The organism is Anaerotignum sp. (assembly GCF_051877975.1).
GTDB lineage: Bacteria > Bacillota > Clostridia > Lachnospirales > Anaerotignaceae > Anaerotignum_A.
Map to the genome: position 1 here is coordinate 16,895 of NZ_JBJEJK010000038.1, position 22,488 is coordinate 39,382.

The window sequence follows — 22,488 nt, forward strand, 5'->3', positions numbered from 1 at the left end:
GAGAAAAAAGGAGGAAGAACCATGAAAGCACCTAGATTTTTTAAATGCAATCACTGTAAAAATATCATTGTTATGGTAGAGGATAAAGGCGTGCCTATCCTGTGCTGCGGCGAAAAAATGCAGGAGATGAAAGCCAATACATCTGACGGGGCATCTGAAAAACATGTACCCGTTGTAGAGGTTAAGGGCAGAGAAGTGAAGGTTGTTGTTGGGGATGTAACACACCCTATGCTGGAAGAACACCATATCGCTTGGATCTATCTGCATACAAATCAGGGCGGTCAGCTGAAATATCTTGACCACACAGGTGCACCGGAAGCAGTTTTTGCACTGGCAGAGGGCGAAGAAGCCATTGCAGCTTACGAATACTGCAATCTGCATGGCCTGTGGAAAAAAGAAATCTAAACAAAAGCATGATAAAAGAAAGAAGATATCTGAAGCGAGGGTGTGGTAATGAGCCACATCCTTTTTTGTTATACAAAAAACAGAGCCTCTGGATGAGAGAGGCTCTGCTGAAATACACAGAAATTATTCGATTTTTTCAAAATCGGCAACGCCATGTTTACACAGCGGGCAGATAAAATCATCGGGCAGGTCTTCGCTTTCGTGGACATATCCGCAGATTTTACATACCCAACCCTTTTTGCCGTCTGTATCCGGTTTGGGTTTCACGTTTTTCTGATAATATGTGTAGGTCATGGTATCCAAATCGGAAAGCACACGAGATTCGGTCACGGAGCAAATGAAGATACCGTGGCTGCCCAAATCAAGGTACTGTTCCACCTTCAGGGAGAAGAAGGCGTTGATATAGCGATGCAGGAAAGCCAGCCCGTTATCGGAACGCAGAGGCGGCATTTTTGCAAACTTATCTACTTCAGCCCCGGTCTGGAAACCGAAGTTTTCAAAAACAGAGAAGGGGGCGTCCACAGACAGACAGTTGACATTCATAATGCCAGTCTTTTTGATGACATCATGGGAGTAATTCTTTTTATTGATGCCCACAGCAATACGATTGGGGTTATCGGTAAGCTGCGTAACAGCATTTACGATACAGCCGTTGTCACGGTTGCCATCGTTGGATGTAACCACATACAGACCATAGCCGATTTTGAACAGAGCCGCCAAATCGCTCTTATTGGCTGTTTCTTCCTGCTGTGCCAGATAGTCGAAGCACAATTCATCGGAAAGTTTTTCAATCTGTTCTCTGCTATCATCGCTCAGAGCAGAAAGGAGACTGACGGTAGTGTCTGTAAAGATAAGGTCTTTGCTCTTGGAAAGCATTTCCTTCATCACTTTTGCGGCCAAAGGAGCCCAGCTGCCGTTTTCCATGAAGGCAACGGTACGCTTCTGGAAGTTACGTTCTGTCAGCCCATGGATGAAATGTTCCATGAAGGGGAAGATACCGGCGTTATAGGTAGTAGTTGCCAGAACCAATTTATTGTAGCGGAAAGCATTTTCTACTGCTTTTGCCATATCTTCGCGGGCAAGATCGCAGGTGATTACTTTTGGACAGCCTTTTTGAGAAAGTTTTTCTGCCAGCAGCTCTACAGCAGCCTTTGTATGTCCATAAACGGAGGTATACGCGATGAAAACCCCTTCGCTTTCTGCTTCATAGGAGGACCAAGACTGATACAGGTCGATATAATGTCCCAAATTTTCATTCAAAATGGGCCCATGCAGAGGACAAATAGTAGCAATATCCAACAAAGCGGCCTTTTTCAAAACCTTCTGTACCTGTGTACCATATTTTCCGACGATACCGAAATAATAGCGGCGTGCTTCGTCTTCCCATTCTTCTTCCGCATCCAGAGCGCCAAATTTGCCGAAGGCATCTGCGGAGAAGAGAACCTTGTCCGTACTGTCATAGGTCATCAGAACTTCGGGCCAGTGCACCATGGGAGCAGACACGAAGGTCAGTTCATGATTGCCCAGAGATAAGGTATCCCCATCGGCAACGACAACCTGATGTTCAGTAAAATCTGTGCCGAAAAATTGCTGCATCATCATAAAAGCTTTGGCGGAAGCTACGATCTTCGCATCAGGATATTTTTTCACAAATGTATCGATATTTGCGGAGTGATCGGGCTCCATATGCTGCACAATCAGATAATCAGGCTTGCGATCACCCAAAACAGCCAGCAGATTATTCAGCCATGTTTTCCCAAAGCGGGCGTCTACCGTGTCCATAACGGCAATTTTTTTGTCAAGGATTACATAAGAATTATATGCCATTCCGTTTTCAACCACATACTGGCTTTCGAATAAATCAATTCTATGGTCATTTACACCAATGTAGCGAATGTCTTTTGAAATTTCCACAAATGATTCCTCCTCTTGTCTCTACTTTTGTTTTTGAACTGGTAATATAAATCGTAATACAATTAGAGAATCTCAGATTCAGCTGCTATGCTGCCAGCACAACAACAACAAGATTGATAAAAACTATTCATTTACTATCCATTTAAAATAAAGTATATCAGTTCTTATTTTTTGTGTCAAGAATTCCGCGGATATCGCCTGAAAATACATTGGAATCCATGGAAGGATTAGGAGAATAATACTTGACTTTTTTTTGTGTGTTGTGTATGATGGAAACAAATGTGGAAGACTTTATTTATGTAATTATTTTATAGACGAAATTTGTAAAGACTTTCAGAAACTTACGATAGCAGATATTATTTAACTCGCATTTGAAGGGGGAACAATGATGGATTACATTGCAATGATTCAGAATAGAAAGTCTGTTCGGGCTTTCCGTACGAAAAAAGTGCCTGCTTCTATTCAGGGAGAAATTAAGGCATATTACGAAAACTGCCCTAAGCTTTTGCCTGAAGTAAAAACACAGTTACTCGTTCTTGATGAGTCTGCGCAGAAGACTTTGGAAGGTACTGCCGGTTATGAAAAGTTTATGATCGGTGCGCCCAACTATCTGGTGCTTTTATCCGAAGAAAATGAAAATGCCGAAATCAATGGTGGTTATATTATGGAAGATCTGATCCTGAAGCTGACAGAGCTGGACATGAGCACATGCTGGATCACATTTGCTGATGCTGCTGAAGTAAAAGAAGCTCTGAAACTGGATACAGCTATGAAGGTTGTTGCGATTTGTGCATTTGGCTATGGCGAAAAGACATCTAAGCTGCTGCGTCTGAATATCAAGAATATGTCTAATGTAGATATCACAGCAAAACGTGGCTATTATTCTCCCAAGAAGGGGATTTATGATATGGTTTCCCTGAACAAATGGGGCAATATTGAAGGTCTGGATGAAATGATGGGCTTCTATGAAGATATGCTGTGGCAGTCTTTCTATGCTGCAACACTTTCTCCCAGCTATCTGAACCGTCAGCCTTATGGTTTTGTTTTGGATAACAATCAGGTTACACTGGTAAGTGAACCCGATTCTTATACAGATAAAGTAAGTGCAGACTTGGGAATTGGTATCGTTATGAGACATTTTGATGCCGCTGCAGGTCAGTGCATGGGGCATGGCAAATGGGCTTTGACACAGGGCGACAATGCGCTGGAACTGCCTGCAGGCCATACCGCTGTTGCAGTATATAAGCTGTAAGCAAGCGTTGAAAAGGTAAAAGAATAAAAATTTGAAAAGAGGTCAAGATATATGGTTTATGTTTGTCCTTGCGGTTATGAGTATAATCCAGCTGTAGGCGATCCTGCCAATGGTATCGCTCCCGGCACAAAATGGGAAGATATCCCTGCTGATTGGGTTTGCCCCGATTGCGGTCTGGGCAAAGATGCTTTTGATGCGAAATAAGAAATAAATAAAAAAGGACAAAGCTGTTTTTGTGGCTTTGTCTTTTTTTGTGGAAAGAACGGAAAAAACTCCCCTGTGAAAACAGGGGAGTTTGTGTTTATCTATTAGTAATTTTTTGCTACCAGCTGGAAGTAGGACTGAGGATGTTCGCAAACGGGGCACATACGGGGCGCCTGTTTGCCTACATGGATATGACCGCAGTTTGCGCACTGCCATACCATATCGCCATCTCTGGAGAATACCAGACCGCCTTCTACATTGGCCAGCAGTTTGCGATAGCGTTCTTCGTGTTCTTTTTCAATTTTGCCCACTGCTTCAAACAGATAAGCGATGTGGTCGAAACCTTCTTCTTTTGCTTCTTTTGCAAAAGTAGCATACATATCTGTCCATTCGTAGTTTTCGCCTTCTGCTGCATCCAGCAGGTTTTCTGCTGTTGTGCCGATTTCGCCGCCGTGGAGCAGTTTGAACCAAATTTTTGCATGTTCTTTTTCATTCTGAGCTGTTTCCAGGAACAGTGCCGCAATCTGTTCAAAGCCATCTTTTTTTGCTTTGCTTGCATAGTATGTGTATTTATTTCTTGCTTCAGATTCGCCAGCGAATGCTGTCATCAGGTTTTTTTCTGTTTTTGTGCCTTTGATTTCGTATGCTTTCATAGTGATCCTCCTTTTTATACTCTTTATCCTCTCTTTTTTTCTAAATAAGAATTATTATTATTTAGTATTTTTTATTCATTATATCTGTAAATTTTTCACTTGTCAAGGGAAAAATTGGATTCCTAATGATTTTTTTTATCATAAAGGCAGAGCTTTCTAGAGGAAAGCTCGTCTTTTCATCGTGCGCTTAAGCACGAATAAAAATGGCTCTCTTGAAATGTACAAGAGAGCCGTTGGATAATACAATACTACTCATAAATATACCTGTGCTAATCATCCCAACATCAGGGAGTTCCCAAAGATCTCTACGATCTGGAAATCTATACCGTCTCAACTGGCAAGGGAGAATAAGAAGTTTATCTATCGGGTTGTCAAAGAGGGCGCGAGAGCCCGTGAATATGAGGATGCTTTGCAGTGGTTGGTGGACGCAAGACTGGTGCATAAAATCTACCGCAGCAGCGCTCCAGGCCTGCCGGTGGCTGCCTACGATGATATGTCTGCATTTAAGATTTATCTGGTAGATGTGGGTTTGCTTCGCCGCCTGAATGCCCAGAGAAGTGTATTTCCCAGTCCTACCGCTCTGATGAAGGCTCTGTATCTGGCAACTTTTGAGGCATCAAAAAATGGACTGCGACTCTTCGAAATTGGGGTCGTGTCTATGGAGAATTGAGCATCATGTACGACGGCAGACTGCCCGAATAACAGAAAACAGGCATGTCAGAAGTCCTGAAAAATCAGGATTTTCTTGACATGCCTGCATTTAGTTACTATAGTGTCTGTAAGGCCGGATAGTTGGAAATACTTCTGTTCAGCCTTTAAATCCTATCATAGAAAGCCTATTTACAGAAAAATTTTCACACCGTCATATCACCAAGATATCTGCCTGGCTCTTTGCCTCTCTCGTATTATCTTTTCCAGTCTTTCTGACGAGGTCTGTATAAACGCTTACTCCCTGTTTCGATTCTTATATGCGATTTTTACCGAATTAACGATCTCAATGGCGAAGTGCAGCTTGTGACCGTCTGCCACACCTGCAGGTGCTTTCCCCGGGCAGAAAAAGGAAGACTTTACATCGAATCCATTCGGCGTCGGTCTGAACATGTGATAGGCGCCCACATGGATCGGCGTTCCATCCCTCTTTAATACCATCTCCCCTGCAACCTTCACAGGATAGCATTCATCCGGTTCAATGGGAAACTCCTCCGGATGCTCAGTAGCGATCCCGGTTACATAAACCGGCTCTCCGAACATGCCGAAGGCTTCCATTCCCCTTTGTCCGGTTTTGATATCTCCAATTACGATATAATGCTCCGGGAATGCTTCTCTCGCCTGCCGCTGATTGGTCGCTCCGCCGATGATCGCCATCGTCTCCTGAATCGTCGCTCCTTGTACGGATACTTCCGTTACACCTACATGTACTTGGGCTGGATCATAATCAACGTTGTATTCCTTCCACCGACGCTCCGCATCCAGTTCCGGCCCTTCGAACAGCTTCAGCATTTCCTCTTCGCTCATGGAATCCCGCAGATCCAGGCAGATCCGTTCCGCATCTTCCGGCTCCAGCCAGTTCAGATCCTCATGAGAAAGTTCTCGATCCCCGTCTTTGATCACCGCCCCCAGCGCCTTCATCTCGTGAAGCACGTGAAGCGTCCGCTGATATTGATACCGTTCCAATTGCTGTAAGGTATAGTTTTCTCCGTCAATGGTGACTTTTATTTTCAATTCGTCCATTTCGCACCTCCAGTTAAACCATTTCCTTATTCCGACACTTTGTTGTATAATTAAAGTACTACAAGACCCACGCATCATCAACAGACAATCAGGGCAATTCTGTCGATTTAAGAGAGGTAATGTTTTATGTCATCGGAATACAAAAACAAAAGAAAAACGCATACAAATAAATACATTACGGAGGCCTTCTGGCAGCTCTATGCGCAGAAAGCCATTGCGCAGATAACCGTGCGCGAACTGACGCAGCGTGCCGGAGTCAACCGCAGCACCTTCTACAGTCACTATCTCGATATGTACGATCTTCTCGCAAAAGCTGAGGATGCCCTTTTGGAAGAACTGGGTCAGCTGCTGGATTATCAAAATCAGGAACAAGATCCGGATTCTCCTCTGGAGACCATCATTGATTATTATAGGCGTAACATAGATAAATTATCAATGCTTTTGGGCCCCACAGGTGATCCAGCCTTTGCATCTAAAGTTATGGAGCGATTCATCCCCGTCATCATGGATCATCTCGGCATCGACCTGAACAATGAAGAGGCTTACTGTCTGCTCTCGTTTCTTGTCAGCGGTGTTCTTACCTACCTGGCCGGATGGTATCACCGGGAGAAATTGTTTCCTCCCCTCGAGAACATACACAGCGTTCGCAGAGCTCTCATTGGAGGATTCGAATCAGCCCTCTCTGAGCACAGCGCAGATACAGAGCGGCTCTTCAGATTCATACATTTCGATGTATGAGTGTCCATATGAAATTCTGTTACTTTTTTCTTTGTAACCAAAAGAGCCAGACCCTGTAGCTTTAAAGAATGGCACAGAGAAAACAATCTAGTTCATCTAATACGACCGACTGATACCGTTGTGTTTGAAAAAGGTAACAAAGTAAGAGCAGAAAACCGGGCAATCAAACGAGATATCATAAAAAGTTCAAAAGCCTACAGCCTCCTTTATCACCTCGTTTGCACAAACAGTTTACCTAGAGTAAAAGGATTATGAGGTCGTACGCAACTATCCTAAAGAAAAAACAATCAAGAGAGTATCTAGCGAGGATGAATGACTTTAATTTGCCGTGATCTGATACATCGAAATTTTTCTAAGAGGAAGGAAGAAAAATTTTTACTATAAGTAGGAAGCTAAAATTGAACAATTCAAATTTAATATGGATAGTTTATAGGCAAAAGCCGCTCTATGATTTAAAGTATCTTGACAAATATATCTGTATGAAGATATAATTTAAACGAACGTTTAAAGAGGTGATTTTATGAAGCATGATTCATCTGTACAGGAGCGAATTTTAGATGCAGCCATTCCCTTATTTGCCATGAAGGGTTATGCGGGGGTCTCTATCCGTATGCTGGCGGAAGCGGCGAATGTAAATATTGCCATGATTTCCTATTACTTTGGCGGCAAGGAAGGTCTATATTCTCATATTTTGTCTACATTATTTGATGATGTGAAAAAAATGATTGCTCATGTTGATGCAGAACCCAAATCGGGTAAGGAAAAAATCTGGGCACTGGCGGAACGCCTGATCGAAATAGACAGGAAAAGTACCTATCTGATCCGCATCGTGCAGAGTGAGATTGTCAATCCCACCAACGAGGATGACCAGACAATGAAGGAATACATTAGTCATCTGAATGGCTTTCTGCGCAAATGGATTCAGGAAGGGAAAAGGGACGGCGATATCCGCGAAGATGTGGATGAAACTATTGCGGCTATCAATATCGTCAGCATGATCGATTTCTACAGCCTGATGCGTCCCTTCAGTGATGCATTCCTGCAAACGGACGGGAAGGGCTATCTGGAAAATACCCTGAAAAATTACTTCAGGGGCATTGGAAAAGAATAAGGAACGGCCCCGGAGGTTTTCGAAAACTCCGGAGGCTTTTCTTTTTACTATATATGAAACAAACGTTTGATTAAATAATGGGAGGGAAAGTTATGAATTTTGAACCGCTGAAAAAGAGACAAAAAATGGTTCAGGATGCAGTGAAACAAAATGTAGATTCTGCCATGCATCAGGGTAAGGAAGGGAAGAGCCGTTTGATCGGTACCGTCGTTGTCTGCCTGGTACTGGTGATTGGCGGCGGTAAACTGATTGCGAAGAAGATCGTGGATATGAATCAACCTGAAATTTTGCCGCCATTGGTGCAGTCTATGGTCATTGGAGAAAATGGCGGTGTATCTGACAGCATTTATCCCGGCGAGGTCTGCTCTCAGTATGAAAACCAACTGGCATTTCAGGTGGCAGGCAAGGTGGAAAAATGTTATGTGGAAGTCGGCGATGAGGTAACTTTGAAAATGTCAGAAGCCATATCAAGACCATTCAGAATGGCCCTCCCAGTGCATATCCTGTGATGCTGCGCATCTCCGGGGATGACATCGATCAGGTGAAAGCCATTGCCGATGACGTCCGCCAGGTCGTTCTGCAGAATCCTGATACATATAACGTAAACTTTGACTGGTATGAAAAAACGAAGACCATGAAAATTGATATCGACCAGAATAAAGCCCGTATCCTGGGTGTGACCAGTCAGCAGATCTCCGGTATTCTGGCTTCCCAGATCTCCGGGCAGACGGTTTCTCAGTTCCGCGAGGATGATAAAAGCATCGATATCGTGCTGAAAGCGGAAAACTACGGGAATACAGAACTTTCCAATATCGAAGGGCTGCAGATTCCTCTGGCGAATGGGGAATATGTCCCTCTGGAACAGATAGCGACCATCCATTATGAAGCGGAAGAAGGTATGATCGGTCGCAGAAATCTGAAACCTACCATTACCGTACAGGCAGAAGTGGTGGATGGTGCCAGTGGTGATGATGTGGCGAAGGATATCTATGCAGAGCTGGAAGAAATGCGGGAAGGCCTTCCCTTTGGCTACAGCATCGACATCGGTGGCTCTCTGGAACGCAGCAACAAGGGTATGGCAGAAGTTATGGAAGTTATGCCAGTGGTGGTACTCATTATTCTGGTGCTGCTGATGCTGCAGATGCAGAATGTAAAGAAACTGGCGATTGCCATTATGACGGCACCCCTTTGCATCATCGGGGTAAACGCGGGCTTGTTGCTCTTTGGATGCTCCTTTGGTTTTGTTGCGAAACTGGGTACACTGGCGCTGTTTGGCATCGTTATCCGTAATAGTGTCGTTATCATTGAGCAGATCGATGAACATATCAAAGCAGGCGAATCCATGCGGGATGCCATCATTGATTCTGCTGTGGAACGTTTCCGTCCTATTCTGGCAACGGCGGCAACGACGATCCTTGGCCTTCTGCCCCTGATCCTCAATGCGTTCTGGGGGCCTATGGCGGTAGCCATGAGCGGCGGCCTGCTGGTGGCAACAGTTCTAACTTTACTGGTTCTGCCTTCTATTTATGCAGTAGTATTTCATATTGAGGAAGAGCCTGCCTAGGTATAAGAGGGGGATCCTTGTGAATGACCTTTTACACATCAACATAGAAGCAGTTGCAACTTCTTTTTTGCAGAAGTATCCCAATCATACGGTTTTTCTTTTCTGTGAATCGGAAGATCTTTCAGAAACGGTTCTTGCCCTGGCAAAGGAATGGAAAAACCTGATGCTCGTCATTCATTATGATAAAACTACACCTGAGATCTGTGAAACATTGAAAGAAAATAAGACAAACGCAGGTTTTTCAGACGATTCCACTGGAAAGAACCCTATGACTGTATTCCATCAAAGGGAGTTCTTTCTTACAATATTTATTTTGACAAACACGGAAACGGAATTGTCCTCAGCTTTCTGTTTGAAATAATGTATCCTTTTTTCCATCCTCTCGCACATAGCATACTATAGTATAAAGTAAAGGTTGTGTGCAGTTGGCGGGCTGTTGATTATGCGTTTACGCATCATGCAAGGAGCAGAGGACTACGCCCGCATAGGAAAAACCCCCGGCTTCGCCGGGGGATATTTTTGCATTTAACAATATGCCAGAAAGGCGCAGAGTCCTAATAAAATTGCGGCAAAAAGGACATTCATAAGGGTAAAATAGGCCAGATAGCGTCCCTTTTTGGCACCGGGCACCTGAGCAAAATATTTATAGGAAATCAGGCTGGCCATGGAGGCAATGAGCGTTCCCAGACCGCCGATATTTACCCCGGTGAGAAGGAGGTCATAGCGGTTGGTAAATTCGGAAAGAAGCACTGTTGCCGGTACGTTGCTGATGAACTGACAGCTGAGGAAGGAAACGAGGACTTCCCTGCCCAGCATCAGGGATTGCAGAGCATTCCGGATAGCTGGGATACGCCCCAGGTTGCCGATGAGAACGAAAAAGAACACGAAGGTCAGCAGCAGGCAGTAATCTACCCGTTTTAAAATGCCCCTTTGCACCAGCAAAAACCAAAGCAGGATGACAAGCAGGATAGCCTGATAGGGAATGATGCGGAACACTGCCAGAATGCAAAGGAAAAACAACACTGACAGCACCAACAGATAGGCTTTTTCCTTTGTATCATAGGGTTTCTCTGCCGTCGGCTTGGGCGGGGCCAGGGGTTTGGAGCCCTGCGCCAGACAAAAGAGGAACAGCAGAAAATAGGAAAACAGCACATAAGGCGTTGTCGCTGCAAAAAAATCGTGTATCTCCATGCCGGAAATGGTGTAGAGATACAGATTTTGAGGATTGCCCACGGGGGTCAGCATACTGCCCAGATTGGCGGCAATGGTCTGCATCACGATATAGGGAATCATTTTTTCTCTTAGGTTTGCCCGTTCCAACAGCATAATGGTGAAGGGGACAAAGGTGATGAGGGCCACATCGTTGGTGACGAACATGGCGGAGAAAAAGCAGAGCATAATCAGGGTCATGGCAAGCTGCCGCTGCTGATGGGCCCTTGCCAGCAGGTGGGAGGCGAAGCGGTCGAATACGCCCAGCTGCTGAACGGCTGCCATCACTGCCATCAGGCAGAAAAGCAGTACCAGCACCTTGGCATCCAGATAGCCGGGATATTGCCCATCCGGCGGGATGATACAGGCGGAAGCCGCCGCAAGAATCCCGGAAACGCAGAGGATGGTTTCTTTTTTCAGGAATGTGAGGATGGTTTCTTTCATTTTTTCTTCCATTTCTTTTTCTTTTTTGTCGAAGTTTTATAGTCCTGACAATTATACGGCGGCGACGGCATGGATGCAAGCAAAAACAAAGTTTTTTGAAGCGTCTGAGAAATTTATGCTATAATAGGAAAACAAGAGAGGAGGAACCCTCATGAATTTGAATGAAATTATAGCAGTGAATTTAAAGCGTCTGCGGACGGAGCGTGGCCTTAGCCTGGGCAAGCTGGCAGAGCTTTCCGGCGTCAGCAAGGTGATGCTGAGCCAGATTGAAAAAGGTGAATCCAGCCCCACCATCAATACCCTCTGGAAAATCGCCTCCGGCCTGCAGGTTTCTTATACGAAGCTCATCGATGAGCAGATGGAAGTGCCCCTGCTCATCCGGAAAGAGGAAAGCGCTTTGGTAGACCATGACGGCTATCGGGTCTATCACTACAGCACCGCCAACCCCGCCCGGGATTTTGAGTTTTTTAACAGTGAATTAGACCCCGGCAGGGAATTTACTTCCGAAGGCCATGGGGTCAATACCCATGAATATGTATTGGTGACAAGGGGAGAAATGATTTTATTTTACGGCGGAGAGGAATATCTCCTGAAAGAGGGGGATTTCATCCATTTCGACTGTACCCAGCCCCACACCTATCGCAACCGGGGGAAAAGCATGACGGAATTTACAAATATCGTTTACTATATCAGATAAGGAGGACCATTTATGTTCTATATTGGCTGTCATCTATCGTCATCAAAGGGCTACCTTGCCATGGGGAAAGAAGCCGTCAAGCTGGGGGCGAATGTGTTCCAGTTTTTCACCAGAAACCCTAGGGGCGGTTCTGTGAAGGCGTTGGATTTGGCGGATATCGAAAAATATAATGCCTTTCATGCAGAACATCACTTCGGTACCCTGGTGGCCCACGCGCCCTATACCATGAACCCCTGTGCCGCTAAAGAGGACTTGCGGGAATTTGCCAGAAATACCATGAAGGAGGATTTGGCGAGATTGGAACTTCTGCCTGATGTGATGTTAAATTTTCACCCCGGCAGCCATGTGAAGCAGGGAACGGAGATCGCCATTCCCCTGATTGCCGATGCTTTGAACGATATCCTTTCCGCCGGCGGCAAAACCACAATTCTGCTGGAGACTATGGCAGGCAAAGGCAGCGAGGTGGGCAGAAGCTTTGAAGAGCTGAGAGCTATCATCGACAGAACGGAGCAGAAGGAACGGCTGGGCGTTTGTCTGGATACCTGCCATGTATACGATGGCGGCTATGATATTTTGAATGATTTGGATGGTGTTTTGCGGGAATTTGATGAAATCATCGGCTTGGAACGCTTGAAAGCCATTCATTTGAACGACAGCAAAAACCCCATGGGCAGCCATAAGGACAGGCATGAAAAGATCGGCGAGGGCACTTTGGGGCTGGCAGGGGCGGCCAATGTCATCAACCACCCGAAGCTGCTGCATCTGCCCTTTTATCTGGAAACCCCCAATGAAGCGGAGGGCTATGCCAGAGAGATTGCCTTGCTGAAAGGGCTGAGAAAGGCGGAATGAGGATGGAAAAGATATTTTTCTATGAAAATACCCCTGTAGGGAAGCTTTGCATTGGGGAAGAGGAGGGCGCCATTACCCGTGTCACATGGAACCAGATCCCCACAGACGCAGTGGAGGAGGAAACGGAGCTCATCAAAACATGCAAAGAGGAATTGGATGAATTTTTCCTTGGGAAAAGAAAAGCCTTCGACCTGCCCCTTGCCCCCAAAGGGACGGCTTTCCAGAAAAGAGTCTGGGATGCTTTGCGGGAAATTCCCTATGGCGAAACAAGAACCTATCGGGATATTGCCATTGCCGTGGATAGCCCCAAGGGCTTTCGGGCGGTGGGAATGGCCAATCACCGAAACCCTATTGCCATTCTGATTCCCTGCCATCGGGTCATTGGTTCTGATGGCAAGCTGGCGGGCTATGCAGCAGGGGTGGAAATCAAGACCTGGCTGCTGGCGTTGGAGCAGAGGAAATCTGCCCGCTAGATGGCAGCAAGCGTGATTGCGGCAGAATAAAAGAAATTTCGGAATGATTTGTTGAAAAAAGAACCCCCGTGGCATACACGGGGGTTTTGCTGTATCCGGGCTCAAGGCTGATTGCAGACCTGGAAAATATAGAATTTCAGATAATAAGATTCATCCGCTGCCCAAAGAATCGGGTGATCTGGTGCCTGATGGCGATATTCCACCTGCCGCAGCCGCTTATGCACATTTTTGGCCGCCTGCCCAATGGTCTGGGTGAACAATTCATAGGTCATAAAATGGGAACAGGAGCAGGTCGCCAGAAAACCGCCGTCCTTCAATAGCTTCATGGCCCGCAGGTTGATTTCTCTGTAACCCTTTACGGCGTTCTTTACGGAATTTCTGGATTTTGTAAAGGCAGGAGGGTCCAAGATGATAACGTCAAATTTTTTGCCCTCTGCTTCCAGACGGGGCAGCAGCTCAAAAACATCCTCGCACTGGAATTTTACCACATCCTGCAAGCCGTTCAGCTTGGCATTTTCCGTGGCCTGATCCACTGCCAGCTGGCTGGCATCAATGCCCAAAACGCTTTTCGCCCCGGCAATACCCGCATTCAGGGCAAAGGAGCCTGTATGGGTGAAGCAGTCCAAAACATCCATCCCCTGACAGATTTTATGGATAGACAGACGGTTATATTTCTGGTCAAGGAAAAAGCCTGTTTTCTGCCCATCCTCTACGTCTACAATGTACTTTACGCCATTTTCCACAATCTGTACCTTGGTGTCAAAGGGCTCGCTCAAAAATCCTTTTACGGGCAGCATGCCCTCCTGCTTCCGCACCTTGGCATCGCTTCTTTCATAGATGCCGCGGATGGAAATGCCGTCCTTTTCCAGTGTTTCCACCAGCAGGCGGAGGATAGTTTCTTTCATGCGGTCGATGCCCATGGCCAAGGACTGTACTACCAGTACATCGGAAAACTTATCTACCACCAAGCCCGGCAGGAAATCTGCTTCGCCGAAAATCACACGGCAGGAGGAGGTATCCACCGTGCGCTTACGGTAGTTCCATGCCGCTTCTACCCTGGCCCGCAGGAAATCCTCGTCAATGACTGTGTCCTTCTGCCGGCTCATCATACGGATGGTGATTTTGGAATGGTTGTTGTAAAAGCCTGTGCCCATGGGATAGCTGTCAAAGTCCTCCACACGAATCAGCTCGCCGTTTATTGCATCCTCGGTGACAGATGCAATCTCGTTGTCAAATATCCAAAGACCGCCGGCTTTTAACATGCGGCCTTCGCCTTTTTTTAATGTCGCAATCGGTAATGCCATTTTATCTTCTCCTTCTAAGATTGCGCCGCAGGCAAAACGGGTCAAGGGGTGAGCCCCTTGCGGGTGCCTTGAGGGCAGAGCCTCAAGGTCTTTTTGCCCGCAGGCGGGTTTTGGGAGGGTCTGGGAACCTTTTCGCAAGAAAAGAAAGGTTCCCAGCCTTCCCTTTTACATAGCCTAAAAAAGGAGTATCTTTCGATACTCCTTTTTATTTTTCCATTTTTGATTTAGGCTGTGCCGTCATTCGTAAACTGCTGTGCAGTTTACTCATTGAGAGCATTCGCTCTATAAATCCCTCGGACTTGCCCGATGTGAGCACATTCCCATCGTTCAAACCCTCACGGATTTGCACAGCTCTTTGTTTATCACATTGCGTAGTTATTAAAATAATTCTGTACCAGAACGATAGGTGTACCCTTATCGCCGCTGCCGCTGGTCAGGTCACACAGGGAACCGATCAGGTCTGTCAGGCGGCGAGGTGTGGTACCTTCGGAAGCCATGCTGCCTTTCAGGTCAGCTTCTTTTGCTTTGATGGCGTCTTTGATGGCATTTGCCAGAGCTTCGCCGCTCAGGTCTGCAAAGTCATTATCTGCCAGATATTTCAGCTTCAATTCGTTGGGCAGACCGATCAGGCCGTCTGTGTAGCCGGCACCAACAACGGGGTCAGCCAGTTCCCAAATCTGACCAACGGGATCTTTGAATGCGCCGTCGCCGTAAATCATAGCTTCTACTTTTACGCCTGTACGAGCGATGATTTCTTTCTGGATATTTTCCGCAACTTCCTGGGCGTTCTTAGGGAACAGCTTTACAGTTGTTTCTGTTGCCTTATTGGAGCCCAGCAGGCCATATTCTGCATTGTAGCCGCTGCCGTTTACGGGTGCGTTCAGGATTTCTGCCAGTGTCAGAACCTTTTCGCCGCCCTTTGCCAGGATACGGCGTTTGGAGCGTTCTCTGTTGTGGATATCGCAGCACAGAACGTTCTTTGTGTATTTTACGATTGCTTCGGGGTGGTTTGCGAATACGATTTCTGCTTCTGCGCCTTCTTCTTCGATCAGGCCTTTGTAGTATTCTACATAGTCAACACCTGTGAAGGGGTGTTTGATGTAGCCGAAAATTTTGCGGTATTCTTCCAGAGAGAGTACGTCTGTATAAGGGTTTACGCCGCTGTCATCCAGTACGTCCATATCAAACAGGTGGTTGCCAACTTCATCGGAAGGATAGCTCAGCATCAGAACGACCTTCTTTGCGCCCTTTGCGATACCTCTCAGGCAGATTGCGAAGCGGTTTCTGCTGAGGATGGGGAATACAACACCGATGGTTTCACCGCCCAATTTTGCTTTTACGTCTGCTGCGATGTCATCTGTGGTTGCATAGTTGCCGTCTGCGCGGGCAACAACGGCTTCTGTTACGCAGATAACGTCTCTTTCCTGCAGCTTGAAACCATCCTGTTCTGCTGCTGCCATTACGGAATCTGCTACGATTTTCACGATATCATCGCCTTCACGGATGATGGGTGCTTTGATACCTCTGGAAATTGTTCCTGCCATAGTGTAAAACCTCCTGAAAAATTCGATTTATGGATTGATTTTCACAGGCTTTTTGCCTGCTTCGATCGAGTGACCAGACTCATTGTTTTCCGAAAACCATTCGTAAAGCTGCGCTTTACTCATCATTTGCTCCGCAAATCATTTTTTCCTTACTGACTGCAGTTGCAAGCAAAGCAGTTTCCCTTCGGATAAAATGTTTTTTCCGTTTTTTGCATAAAAAAATCCCGCAGGTGCGGGGATCGATGGCAAAAATTCTGAGTCATAGCGTGATGAAAGTTCTTTCGATCACCGACGCAATCATTTTACCAAGAAAACAGCCGATTTGTCAATAATAACGCTATTCTATTCTATAAAAATATCTTATATATTTCATAACAGAAACATTTGTACATGCCTTCTTAATAAAAATATAAGACTTTTCTCAGGGGAATCTTAAACAAAAGAGATTACACTAAAAGGAAAGGAGGTCTGTCTATGTTTTTTCTGCGTTCCATGGTTCTGGAAATCTGCAGCTATCTAATGGCGGTGCTCCCCTTGTTGTTGGTTTGGTATTTATTGCCTGCCCATAGGGGGCATTCTGATAAATTCCGCTTTGGCATATTGATTTTCACTGGTTATCTCTGCGGTGTGGCGGCAGTGGTGGGGCTGCCCACCCTGCGCGATGGCCTGCAGTTTGATGCTGCCATTACCCTGATCCCTTTCCATCATTTTTTTGCAAATACGCTGCAGTTTTTGCTGAATATCGTGATGTTCCTTCCTTTGGGGGTTTTGCTCCCCCTCCTTTGGAAACGCTTCAGCAGCTGGAAGAAAACGGCAGGCTTCGGTTTTCTCTTTTCCCTGCTGATCGAGATCAGCCAGCTTTTTTGCTTCCGCATTACCGATCTGAACGATCTGCTCATGAATACCCTTGGGGCGGTCTTGGGCTGGTGCATCTGGAAAAAATGGGGGCGGAGCTGCGGCGAAAGGGGCTGTTCCCCCTGGGGGCTGGTTGCGATGGTCTGGGCGGGGGCTTTGCTGTGGCAGGGGTTTCTCTCCTCATTTTTATGGGATTTATTTTACTAATAAAAAAGGGATGCATCCTTATATTTTAAGGATGCATCCCTTTTTATGTTTTCTCTTAATGTTTTTTCCTAAGGATGGGCCATTTCCGCATTTCTTTCAAGTTGTTATTTTTCTTCCATCTTTACCGCTGTTTCCAGGGCGATTTCCATCATCTGGGTAAAGGTGTTCTGGCGTTCTTCCGCTGTTGTTACTTCCCCTGTTACCAAATGGTCGGAGATGGTAACAATGGCCAAGGCCCGTTTGCCCATCCTTGCTGCTTCCAGATATAAGGCTGTGGATTCCATTTCAACGGCCATGGTGCCCATTTTTGCCCATTCTCTGGTTTCTTCCATGCCGCCTTCGTTATAAAAAGCATCGGAGCAGAGCAGATTGCCTACTTTCATATCGATGCCCATTTCCTTTGCGGCTTCCACTGCGGTGGAAAGCAGGGTATAATCCGCAGTCGGCGCCAATGTGCCGGGCATATGGTATTGGGAAGCATAGTTGGATGTGGTATTGGAGCCAATGCCTGCCACGATATCCCGCAGTTTCAGTTTTTCTGTGATGGCGCCTGCAGAACCTACACGGATGATGTTTTCCACACCATAGAATGCGAAAAGTTCATGGCTGTAGATGCCGATGGAAGGACAGCCCATGCCGCTGGCCATCACGGAGACCCGTTTGCCTTTATAGGTACCGGTATAGCCCAGGATGCCCCGGACGCTGTTTACCTGTACAGGGTTTTCCAAAAAGTTCTCTGCAATGAACTTTGCGCGGAGGGGATCGCCGGGCATCAGAACAGTTTTTGCGAAATCGTTGTCTTTTGCGTTGATATGAGGGGTTGCCATATTGTGTTACCTCCTTTATAAAAAGAAAAATAATTGCCATAGATTTCATACTATCACTATACCAATTTTTTTCCCATTTGAAAAGAAAAAACACCGCCATTCCCCGGGGATATTAGATTACCTTTTTCAGCTGAGGCACATAACTTGCCAGCAGACGGATGACAATGACCTCTACAATGCCCATCCCTACGGCCTGCATTACACGGGCGGGCAGCAGGGCAAGAAAAGGTGTACCGTAAAGGATAGAGATCCAAAGGGTATTCAGCAGGATAGACCCGATGATTTCGGAAAACAGAACCGCAGCCAGAATATGGGGCAGATCCTGTTTTTTCTGCAGGAAGAAGCCATAGCCAAAGGCAGTCAGGAATGCGGTGAAGGTGAAACCGGGGAAAAATGCACCGGTGGGGAACAGGGTAGCCCCGATGATATCTGCTACGGCTCCTGTCAGCCCTGCGCCCACAGGCCCCAGCAGAATCCCTGCCATTACGATGGGCACGAAGGAAAAGCCGATCCTTAAATTCCAAAGATTGATGGAAAGGATACGGGACAGAACGATTTGGGCTGCCACCAACATGGCCATGAGGACAAGCTTGTGGGTGGTGCTGATTTGTTTTTCAGACATGAAAAAACCTCCTTTTTTGGGGGAGTGCGGCTGGGGGAGAGTTTGCTTTTTTACGAAAAGATTCCCCAATGACACTGCCCATGGAAACGGGAGGGCATTTTTGCAAAACAAAAACCCCTCTATTATCAATGACAACGCAAATACGCCTGTACGAAACAGGTTTGGCTGTAAGGATAACAAAGAGGTAAGTTCTTCTTCATTATGAAACAGCGGGATGCGGGTTCTGCACCGCAAGCAGATGCCAAAACGGCATCGGCTTTTCGTTCCTGTGGCAACTCCCCGTCCACAAGACACTTAACGCACAAAGCCCTACTCTGTGTATTTGCACAGGAGCGGATTGCTCCTGCACAATGATTCTAACATTGTTTTATCGTTTTGTCGATTCGTAAAGAGAAATTTTTATTTTTGGGGAATAAAGGTACGCAGGAATTGATATTTGGAATCGAAAGAGCCTGCTAAGAGGATTTTATCCGCACCTACGCCGTATTCCTTTGTCAGCTTGCCAAAAAGGCGGTCGCTTTCCATAAAGCCCCCTTCCAGAAAGCAGAAGCAGGCCGCAAAGGCGCCTTCGCCAATTTTATGAAAATCCTTTTCCTCAAAGGAACGGATGGTATATTCGGGACCGGGATTCAGCTTATGCACCAGCTCTGCCAGGTCGAAATCCAGATGCAGGAAGCCCTGAGAGCAGTAATACATAGCACGGATGAAATCTACCAGATCATCTTCTGTGGCAAAGTGCAGAGAATATTCCGCAGGGCGTTCTGCATCGCCGATATAGCAGGAGAACCAGGGAGCCTGGGGGGCCAGGAAGGAAGGCAGATAGAGTTTTTTTGTCAGCACTTCTGCAGTATTGACCGCAAAAACTAGGGTATTCGTTGTAGATGTTTTGATGAGGGGCAGTTTGTGCTTTTTCAGCGCCGCCACCAAGGTATCGGATGCGCCGAACAGCCGGATGCCGTCAGCATGGAAACCAAGCATAGTGTTTTTCTCCTTTCTCAAAAAATTTGAAAATCTCTCATAACTTTACCATATTGGTGAAATCCTTTCAAGGGAAAGCCTTTCTTTTCCTTGAGAAATCAGGAAGGAATCGGTAAAAACATTGACAGTTTATAGCAATCGTTGTTATAATTTAGGGTAGCGTTTTAGGGCTTTTGTTCGGAACGTTTTGAGAGAGAGAAATAATTTCGAAACGAAATGTTTCATAAATAGGAGGAATCATAATATGCTGGAACTGAAGAATATCTGTTTTTCCGCAGAAGGAAAAGAGATTCTCAAGAATATCAACCTGACCATTGATGACGCCAAATTCATCGTCATCACAGGCCCCAACGGCAGCGGGAAATCCACACTGGCAAAGATCATTGCCGGTATCATCACCCCCGACAGCGGGCAGATCCTTCTGGATGGGCAGGATATCACAGGGCTAGGCATCACAGAGCGGGCCAATGCAGGCATCAGCTTTGCCTTCCAGCAGCCTGTACGCTTCAAAGGCGTAACAGTCAAAGACCTGATCACCCTTGCCAGCGGGCAGGAACTGAGCACAGCAGACGCTTGTCAGTATCTGGCGGAGGTGGGCATGTGCGCCAAGGATTATATCGACCGTGAGGTAAACGGCAGCCTTTCCGGCGGCGAACTGAAGCGTATCGAGATCGCTACGGTTATGGCAAGAAAAACAAAGCTGACTTTGTTCGATGAACCCGAAGCCGGTATCGACCTGTGGAGCTTCCAGAACCTGATCAATGTATTCGAAAAGATGCACGAAGAGATTCAGGGCTCCATCATGATCATTTCCCATCAGGAAAGAATCTTGGATATCGCTGACCAGGTGGTGCTGCTGAGCGGCGGCGAAGTAAAACAGATCGGCACAAAGGAAGAAGTCCTGCCCGGTCTTTTTGGCATGGAAACAGGCTGCAGATATTTTATGGGAGGTAAGGAATAATGCTGAATGATATTGTAAAAAACCTTCTTCAGGAAGTTTCCGGTATGATGGATATTCCTACAATGGGTGCCTTCAACATCCGTAACAACGGCAAGAGCGAAGGCAGACATTCTACAGAAAATATCGATATCGTACCCAAGGAAAATGGTACAGGGCTGGATATTTATGTAAAACCCTTTACAAAAAATGAAAATGTACACATTCCCGCTTTGATCACACAGGATGGTGTGAAAGAAGTGGTATACAATGATTTTCACATTGGCGAAGGTGCTGAAATTGAAATCATTGCCGGCTGCGGTATCCATAACTGCGGCTGTGATGATTCTGTCCACGAAGGCATCCATCGTTTCTTTGTCGGCAAAAACGCAAAGATCACATATATCGAAAAACACATTGGGGAAGGCGACGGCAACGGCAAACGCATCATCAACCCCCAGACGCATGTCGAAGCGGAAGAAAACGCTTATATTGAGATGGATACTGTACAGCTGAAGGGGGTCGACTCCACAAAGCGTATTTCCAGTGCGAAGCTGAAGGATGGTGCCACCATCGTCATCAAAGAAAAGATCATGACCCACGGGGAACAGTATGCGGAAACCTCCTTCGATGTGGAGCTGGACGGCACAGGCTCCAGCGCAAAGCTGATCTCCCGTTCCGTAGCCAGAGATCATTCCAGACAGCTGTTCCGTTCCAAAATCAACGGCAACGCGGAATGCTATGGCCATTCTGAATGTGACGCTATCATCATGGATAACGGCGTTGTAGCGGCAGAGCCTGAAATCACAGCCAATCATGTGGATGCTTCTCTGATCCACGAAGCGGCCATCGGCAAGATCGCCGGCGATCAGCTGATTAAGCTGATGACACTGGGGCTGACTGAAAAAGAAGCGGAAGCGCAGATCATCAACGGCTTCCTGAAATAAGCCAAAGGAGATGGGCGGATGAGCAGTACAGTGAAAAAAGAGGTCATCAGCTGGGTCAAGACCATCCTTTTGGCGGCGATTCTGGCGGGGGCGGTCAACTCCTTCCTCATCGTCAATGCGGAAGTGCCCACAGGCTCCATGGAAAATACCATCATGGCGGGGGATCGTATCCTTGCCCTGAGAACCTCCTATTGGTTTGAGGAACCCCAGCGGGGCGATATCACCGTATTCCATTACCCCGATGACCCTACCGGCAAGACCCTTTATGTAAAACGTATCATCGGCGAGCCGGGGGATACGGTTTGGGTAGAAGGCGGTAAGGTTTTTGTCAATGGGGAAGCCTTGGAGGAGGATTATATCGCAGAGATTACCCAAGGGGATTTTGGCCCTTATCTGGTGCCGGAAGGCTGCTATTTTATGATGGGGGATAACCGCAATCATTCGCTGGATTCCCGTTTTTGGGAAAATAAATTCGTAGAAGAGGATGCAATTCTCGGGAAAGTGGTATTACGGTATTATAAAGGCTTCAAATGGATTTCCTGACAGGAGGGATTCGACATGGAATTGAAAGCAAGAGATAAAGTCATCGCTGCGGTTCTGGTGATATTGGCCATTGTGGTATTCGTCGGCGGGCGCTACCATGATAATCATACGAATTTCACTACAGAAAAATGGGTAAATTCCGTAGGGAATGACCGGCAGAAAGTTTTGCAGAACCTGAGAGACCGTACCCAGTTTGTGGGCATGACCACAGAAGAAGTCAAAGAACTTTTGGGCGAACCGGAAGAAGAAACAGAAGCGTTTCTGAATTATCCTGTAGGCATTCCCCAGGGGCTTTTTGGCACAAAGGCGGATGCGGAAACAGAATATTTCGTGATTTATCTGGAAGATGGAAAAGTGACAGAAACAGAAGTTTGCATTGCGGGGCTCCTGCCAAAGGAAAGCATCTATAGAACCATTGGCGAAGCAACAGAAGATGCGGTGCTTTACCCGGAAGGCACAAAAGAATAAAAGGAGGAACGA

At 46.4% G+C, this 22,488-nt stretch carries 24 protein-coding genes, 1 pseudogene and 1 riboswitch; of the genes and pseudogenes, 16 read left to right on the plus strand and 9 right to left on the minus strand.

Annotated features, from left to right (window positions below; genetic code table 11):
• Nucleotides 1-21: 21 nt before the first annotated feature.
• Complete coding sequence (locus ACI39P_RS06295; protein WP_439719822.1) at nt 22-405, plus strand: desulfoferrodoxin family protein; 384 nt, start codon at nt 22-24, stop codon at nt 403-405.
• 123 nt (nt 406-528) lie between these two features.
• Here the strand turns inward: ACI39P_RS06295 and ACI39P_RS06300 are convergent, their stop codons facing one another.
• A complete protein-coding gene (locus ACI39P_RS06300) occupies nt 529-2,319 on the minus strand; it encodes a flavin reductase (protein WP_439719823.1) in 1,791 nt (596 codons plus the stop codon).
• A gap of 388 nt (nt 2,320-2,707) precedes the next feature.
• Here ACI39P_RS06300 and ACI39P_RS06305 point away from each other — a divergent pair, with 388 nt between their 5' ends.
• Both ACI39P_RS06305 and ACI39P_RS06310 read left to right on the plus strand, forming a co-directional pair.
• Nucleotides 2,708-3,571, plus strand: coding sequence for a nitroreductase family protein (locus tag ACI39P_RS06305; RefSeq protein ID WP_439719824.1), 864 nt, complete (start codon nt 2,708-2,710; stop codon nt 3,569-3,571).
• A 51-nt stretch (nt 3,572-3,622) separates the two neighbouring features.
• Nucleotides 3,623-3,775 (plus strand): rubredoxin, encoded by a 153-nt coding sequence (locus ACI39P_RS06310; RefSeq protein WP_439719825.1) that lies wholly within the window; start codon nt 3,623-3,625, stop codon nt 3,773-3,775.
• A 104-nt stretch (nt 3,776-3,879) separates the two neighbouring features.
• On the opposite strand, the gene rbr is transcribed toward ACI39P_RS06310, so the two are convergent.
• Nucleotides 3,880-4,428: a rubrerythrin gene (gene rbr, locus ACI39P_RS06315; RefSeq protein ID WP_439719826.1), complete on the minus strand. Its 549-nt coding sequence runs from the start codon at nt 4,426-4,428 to the stop codon at nt 3,880-3,882.
• Nucleotides 4,429-4,738: 310 nt separating this feature from the next.
• Here rbr and ACI39P_RS06320 point away from each other — a divergent pair.
• Nucleotides 4,739-5,130, plus strand: a pseudogene (locus ACI39P_RS06320) (DUF4143 domain-containing protein); the annotation flags it as partial.
• Between the two features lie 243 nt (nt 5,131-5,373).
• Here the strand turns inward: ACI39P_RS06320 and ACI39P_RS06325 are convergent.
• On the minus strand, nt 5,374-6,159 hold the full coding sequence (locus ACI39P_RS06325) for a hypothetical protein (RefSeq protein WP_439719827.1): 786 nt from the start codon (nt 6,157-6,159) through the stop codon (nt 5,374-5,376).
• A gap of 126 nt (nt 6,160-6,285) precedes the next feature.
• Here ACI39P_RS06325 and ACI39P_RS06330 point away from each other — a divergent pair, with 126 nt between their 5' ends.
• The 4 genes from ACI39P_RS06330 (at nt 6,286) to ACI39P_RS06345 (ending at nt 9,572) form a co-directional block, all read left to right on the plus strand.
• Nucleotides 6,286-6,897 (plus strand): TetR family transcriptional regulator, encoded by a 612-nt coding sequence (locus ACI39P_RS06330; RefSeq protein ID WP_439719828.1) that lies wholly within the window; start codon nt 6,286-6,288, stop codon nt 6,895-6,897.
• Between the two features lie 520 nt (nt 6,898-7,417).
• The gene (locus ACI39P_RS06335) at nt 7,418-8,008 is read left to right on the plus strand and encodes a TetR family transcriptional regulator (RefSeq protein WP_439719829.1); all 591 of its coding nucleotides are present in this window, start codon (nt 7,418-7,420) and stop codon (nt 8,006-8,008) included.
• Nucleotides 8,009-8,100: 92 nt separating this feature from the next.
• The gene (locus tag ACI39P_RS06340) at nt 8,101-8,517 is read left to right on the plus strand and encodes a hypothetical protein (RefSeq protein ID WP_439719830.1); all 417 of its coding nucleotides are present in this window, start codon (nt 8,101-8,103) and stop codon (nt 8,515-8,517) included.
• Nucleotides 8,517-9,572 (plus strand): efflux RND transporter permease subunit, encoded by a 1,056-nt coding sequence (locus ACI39P_RS06345; RefSeq protein ID WP_439719863.1) that lies wholly within the window; start codon nt 8,517-8,519, stop codon nt 9,570-9,572. The genes ACI39P_RS06340 and ACI39P_RS06345 overlap by 1 nt, the downstream gene beginning before the upstream one ends.
• A gap of 525 nt (nt 9,573-10,097) precedes the next feature.
• Here the strand turns inward: ACI39P_RS06345 and ACI39P_RS06350 are convergent.
• Nucleotides 10,098-11,237 (minus strand): SLC13 family permease, encoded by a 1,140-nt coding sequence (locus ACI39P_RS06350; protein ID WP_439719831.1) that lies wholly within the window; start codon nt 11,235-11,237, stop codon nt 10,098-10,100.
• A 139-nt stretch (nt 11,238-11,376) separates the two neighbouring features.
• On the opposite strand from ACI39P_RS06350, the gene ACI39P_RS06355 reads away from it, so the two are divergent.
• Genes ACI39P_RS06355 through ACI39P_RS06365 form a run of 3 tightly spaced genes read left to right on the plus strand, consistent with a single transcriptional unit; the run spans nt 11,377 to nt 13,244 of the window.
• Entirely contained in the window at nt 11,377-11,922 is a 546-nt protein-coding gene (locus ACI39P_RS06355; protein ID WP_439719832.1) for a helix-turn-helix domain-containing protein, read from the plus strand.
• 12 nt (nt 11,923-11,934) lie between these two features.
• Nucleotides 11,935-12,771 carry a deoxyribonuclease IV gene (locus ACI39P_RS06360; protein ID WP_439719833.1) on the plus strand — a complete coding sequence of 279 codons (837 nt, stop codon included), beginning with the start codon at nt 11,935-11,937 and terminating at the stop codon, nt 12,769-12,771.
• Nucleotides 12,772-12,773: 2 nt separating this feature from the next.
• On the plus strand, nt 12,774-13,244 hold the full coding sequence (locus tag ACI39P_RS06365; RefSeq protein ID WP_439719834.1) for a methylated-DNA--[protein]-cysteine S-methyltransferase: 471 nt from the start codon (nt 12,774-12,776) through the stop codon (nt 13,242-13,244).
• A gap of 101 nt (nt 13,245-13,345) precedes the next feature.
• Here ACI39P_RS06365 and ACI39P_RS06370 read toward each other — a convergent pair whose 3' ends face one another.
• Complete coding sequence (locus ACI39P_RS06370) at nt 13,346-14,548, minus strand: class I SAM-dependent methyltransferase (RefSeq protein WP_439719835.1); 1,203 nt, start codon at nt 14,546-14,548, stop codon at nt 13,346-13,348.
• 362 nt (nt 14,549-14,910) lie between these two features.
• The gene (locus ACI39P_RS06375) at nt 14,911-16,092 is read right to left on the minus strand and encodes a coenzyme F420-0:L-glutamate ligase (protein WP_439719836.1); all 1,182 of its coding nucleotides are present in this window, start codon (nt 16,090-16,092) and stop codon (nt 14,911-14,913) included.
• A 474-nt stretch (nt 16,093-16,566) separates the two neighbouring features.
• Here ACI39P_RS06375 and ACI39P_RS06380 point away from each other — a divergent pair, with 474 nt between their 5' ends.
• Nucleotides 16,567-17,154, plus strand: coding sequence for a VanZ family protein (locus ACI39P_RS06380; RefSeq protein WP_439719837.1), 588 nt, complete (start codon nt 16,567-16,569; stop codon nt 17,152-17,154).
• 104 nt (nt 17,155-17,258) lie between these two features.
• On the opposite strand, the gene deoD is transcribed toward ACI39P_RS06380, so the two are convergent.
• From deoD to ACI39P_RS06395, 3 genes are all read right to left on the minus strand, one after another.
• Nucleotides 17,259-17,981 (minus strand): purine-nucleoside phosphorylase, encoded by a 723-nt coding sequence (gene deoD / locus ACI39P_RS06385; RefSeq protein WP_439719838.1) that lies wholly within the window; start codon nt 17,979-17,981, stop codon nt 17,259-17,261.
• Nucleotides 17,982-18,093: 112 nt separating this feature from the next.
• The gene (locus ACI39P_RS06390; RefSeq protein ID WP_439719839.1) at nt 18,094-18,603 is read right to left on the minus strand and encodes a folate family ECF transporter S component; all 510 of its coding nucleotides are present in this window, start codon (nt 18,601-18,603) and stop codon (nt 18,094-18,096) included.
• 205 nt (nt 18,604-18,808) lie between these two features.
• A riboswitch (THF riboswitch) is annotated at nt 18,809-18,922 on the minus strand.
• Between the two features lie 80 nt (nt 18,923-19,002).
• On the minus strand, nt 19,003-19,581 hold the full coding sequence (locus tag ACI39P_RS06395) for a hypothetical protein (protein ID WP_439719840.1): 579 nt from the start codon (nt 19,579-19,581) through the stop codon (nt 19,003-19,005).
• A gap of 244 nt (nt 19,582-19,825) precedes the next feature.
• On the opposite strand from ACI39P_RS06395, the gene ACI39P_RS06400 reads away from it, so the two are divergent.
• The 4 genes from ACI39P_RS06400 to ACI39P_RS06415 are packed head-to-tail and all read left to right on the plus strand — an operon-like array spanning nt 19,826 to nt 22,476.
• Complete coding sequence (locus tag ACI39P_RS06400; protein ID WP_439719841.1) at nt 19,826-20,542, plus strand: ABC transporter ATP-binding protein; 717 nt, start codon at nt 19,826-19,828, stop codon at nt 20,540-20,542.
• Nucleotides 20,542-21,465 carry a SufD family Fe-S cluster assembly protein gene (locus tag ACI39P_RS06405; RefSeq protein WP_439719842.1) on the plus strand — a complete coding sequence of 308 codons (924 nt, stop codon included), beginning with the start codon at nt 20,542-20,544 and terminating at the stop codon, nt 21,463-21,465. Before ACI39P_RS06400 ends, ACI39P_RS06405 begins: the two co-directional genes overlap by 1 nt.
• 18 nt (nt 21,466-21,483) lie before the next feature.
• Complete coding sequence (gene lepB / locus ACI39P_RS06410) at nt 21,484-22,008, plus strand: signal peptidase I (protein ID WP_439719843.1); 525 nt, start codon at nt 21,484-21,486, stop codon at nt 22,006-22,008.
• Between the two features lie 15 nt (nt 22,009-22,023).
• Complete coding sequence (locus tag ACI39P_RS06415; RefSeq protein ID WP_439719844.1) at nt 22,024-22,476, plus strand: hypothetical protein; 453 nt, start codon at nt 22,024-22,026, stop codon at nt 22,474-22,476.
• Nucleotides 22,477-22,488: the final 12 nt, after the last annotated feature.

Excerpts from the sequence above, each read along its gene's own strand:
- ACI39P_RS06335 (WP_439719829.1), top strand. The coding sequence starts at position 7,418 with ATGAAGCATGATTCATCTGTACAGGAGCGAATTTTAGATGCAGCCATT.
- ACI39P_RS06365 (WP_439719834.1), top strand. The coding sequence starts at position 12,774 with ATGGAAAAGATATTTTTCTATGAAAATACCCCTGTAGGGAAGCTTTGC.
- ACI39P_RS06405 (WP_439719842.1), top strand. The coding sequence starts at position 20,542 with ATGCTGAATGATATTGTAAAAAACCTTCTTCAGGAAGTTTCCGGTATG.
- ACI39P_RS06305 (WP_439719824.1), top strand. The coding sequence starts at position 2,708 with ATGGATTACATTGCAATGATTCAGAATAGAAAGTCTGTTCGGGCTTTC.
- lepB (WP_439719843.1), top strand. The coding sequence starts at position 21,484 with ATGAGCAGTACAGTGAAAAAAGAGGTCATCAGCTGGGTCAAGACCATC.
- ACI39P_RS06340 (WP_439719830.1), top strand. The coding sequence starts at position 8,101 with ATGAATTTTGAACCGCTGAAAAAGAGACAAAAAATGGTTCAGGATGCA.
- ACI39P_RS06375 (WP_439719836.1), bottom strand. The coding sequence starts at position 16,092 with ATGGCAGGAACAATTTCCAGAGGTATCAAAGCACCCATCATCCGTGAA.
- ACI39P_RS06350 (WP_439719831.1), bottom strand. The coding sequence starts at position 11,237 with ATGGAAGAAAAAATGAAAGAAACCATCCTCACATTCCTGAAAAAAGAA.
- ACI39P_RS06310 (WP_439719825.1), top strand. The coding sequence starts at position 3,623 with ATGGTTTATGTTTGTCCTTGCGGTTATGAGTATAATCCAGCTGTAGGC.
- ACI39P_RS06370 (WP_439719835.1), bottom strand. The coding sequence starts at position 14,548 with ATGGCATTACCGATTGCGACATTAAAAAAAGGCGAAGGCCGCATGTTA.
- ACI39P_RS06360 (WP_439719833.1), top strand. The coding sequence starts at position 11,935 with ATGTTCTATATTGGCTGTCATCTATCGTCATCAAAGGGCTACCTTGCC.
- ACI39P_RS06330 (WP_439719828.1), top strand. The coding sequence starts at position 6,286 with ATGTCATCGGAATACAAAAACAAAAGAAAAACGCATACAAATAAATAC.
- rbr (WP_439719826.1), bottom strand. The coding sequence starts at position 4,428 with ATGAAAGCATACGAAATCAAAGGCACAAAAACAGAAAAAAACCTGATG.
- deoD (WP_439719838.1), bottom strand. The coding sequence starts at position 17,981 with ATGGCAACCCCTCATATCAACGCAAAAGACAACGATTTCGCAAAAACT.
- ACI39P_RS06295 (WP_439719822.1), top strand. The coding sequence starts at position 22 with ATGAAAGCACCTAGATTTTTTAAATGCAATCACTGTAAAAATATCATT.
- ACI39P_RS06390 (WP_439719839.1), bottom strand. The coding sequence starts at position 18,603 with ATGTCTGAAAAACAAATCAGCACCACCCACAAGCTTGTCCTCATGGCC.
- ACI39P_RS06395 (WP_439719840.1), bottom strand. The coding sequence starts at position 19,581 with ATGCTTGGTTTCCATGCTGACGGCATCCGGCTGTTCGGCGCATCCGAT.
- ACI39P_RS06380 (WP_439719837.1), top strand. The coding sequence starts at position 16,567 with ATGTTTTTTCTGCGTTCCATGGTTCTGGAAATCTGCAGCTATCTAATG.
- ACI39P_RS06355 (WP_439719832.1), top strand. The coding sequence starts at position 11,377 with ATGAATTTGAATGAAATTATAGCAGTGAATTTAAAGCGTCTGCGGACG.
- ACI39P_RS06415 (WP_439719844.1), top strand. The coding sequence starts at position 22,024 with ATGGAATTGAAAGCAAGAGATAAAGTCATCGCTGCGGTTCTGGTGATA.
- ACI39P_RS06345 (WP_439719863.1), top strand. The coding sequence starts at position 8,517 with ATGCTGCGCATCTCCGGGGATGACATCGATCAGGTGAAAGCCATTGCC.
- ACI39P_RS06325 (WP_439719827.1), bottom strand. The coding sequence starts at position 6,159 with ATGGACGAATTGAAAATAAAAGTCACCATTGACGGAGAAAACTATACC.
- ACI39P_RS06400 (WP_439719841.1), top strand. The coding sequence starts at position 19,826 with ATGCTGGAACTGAAGAATATCTGTTTTTCCGCAGAAGGAAAAGAGATT.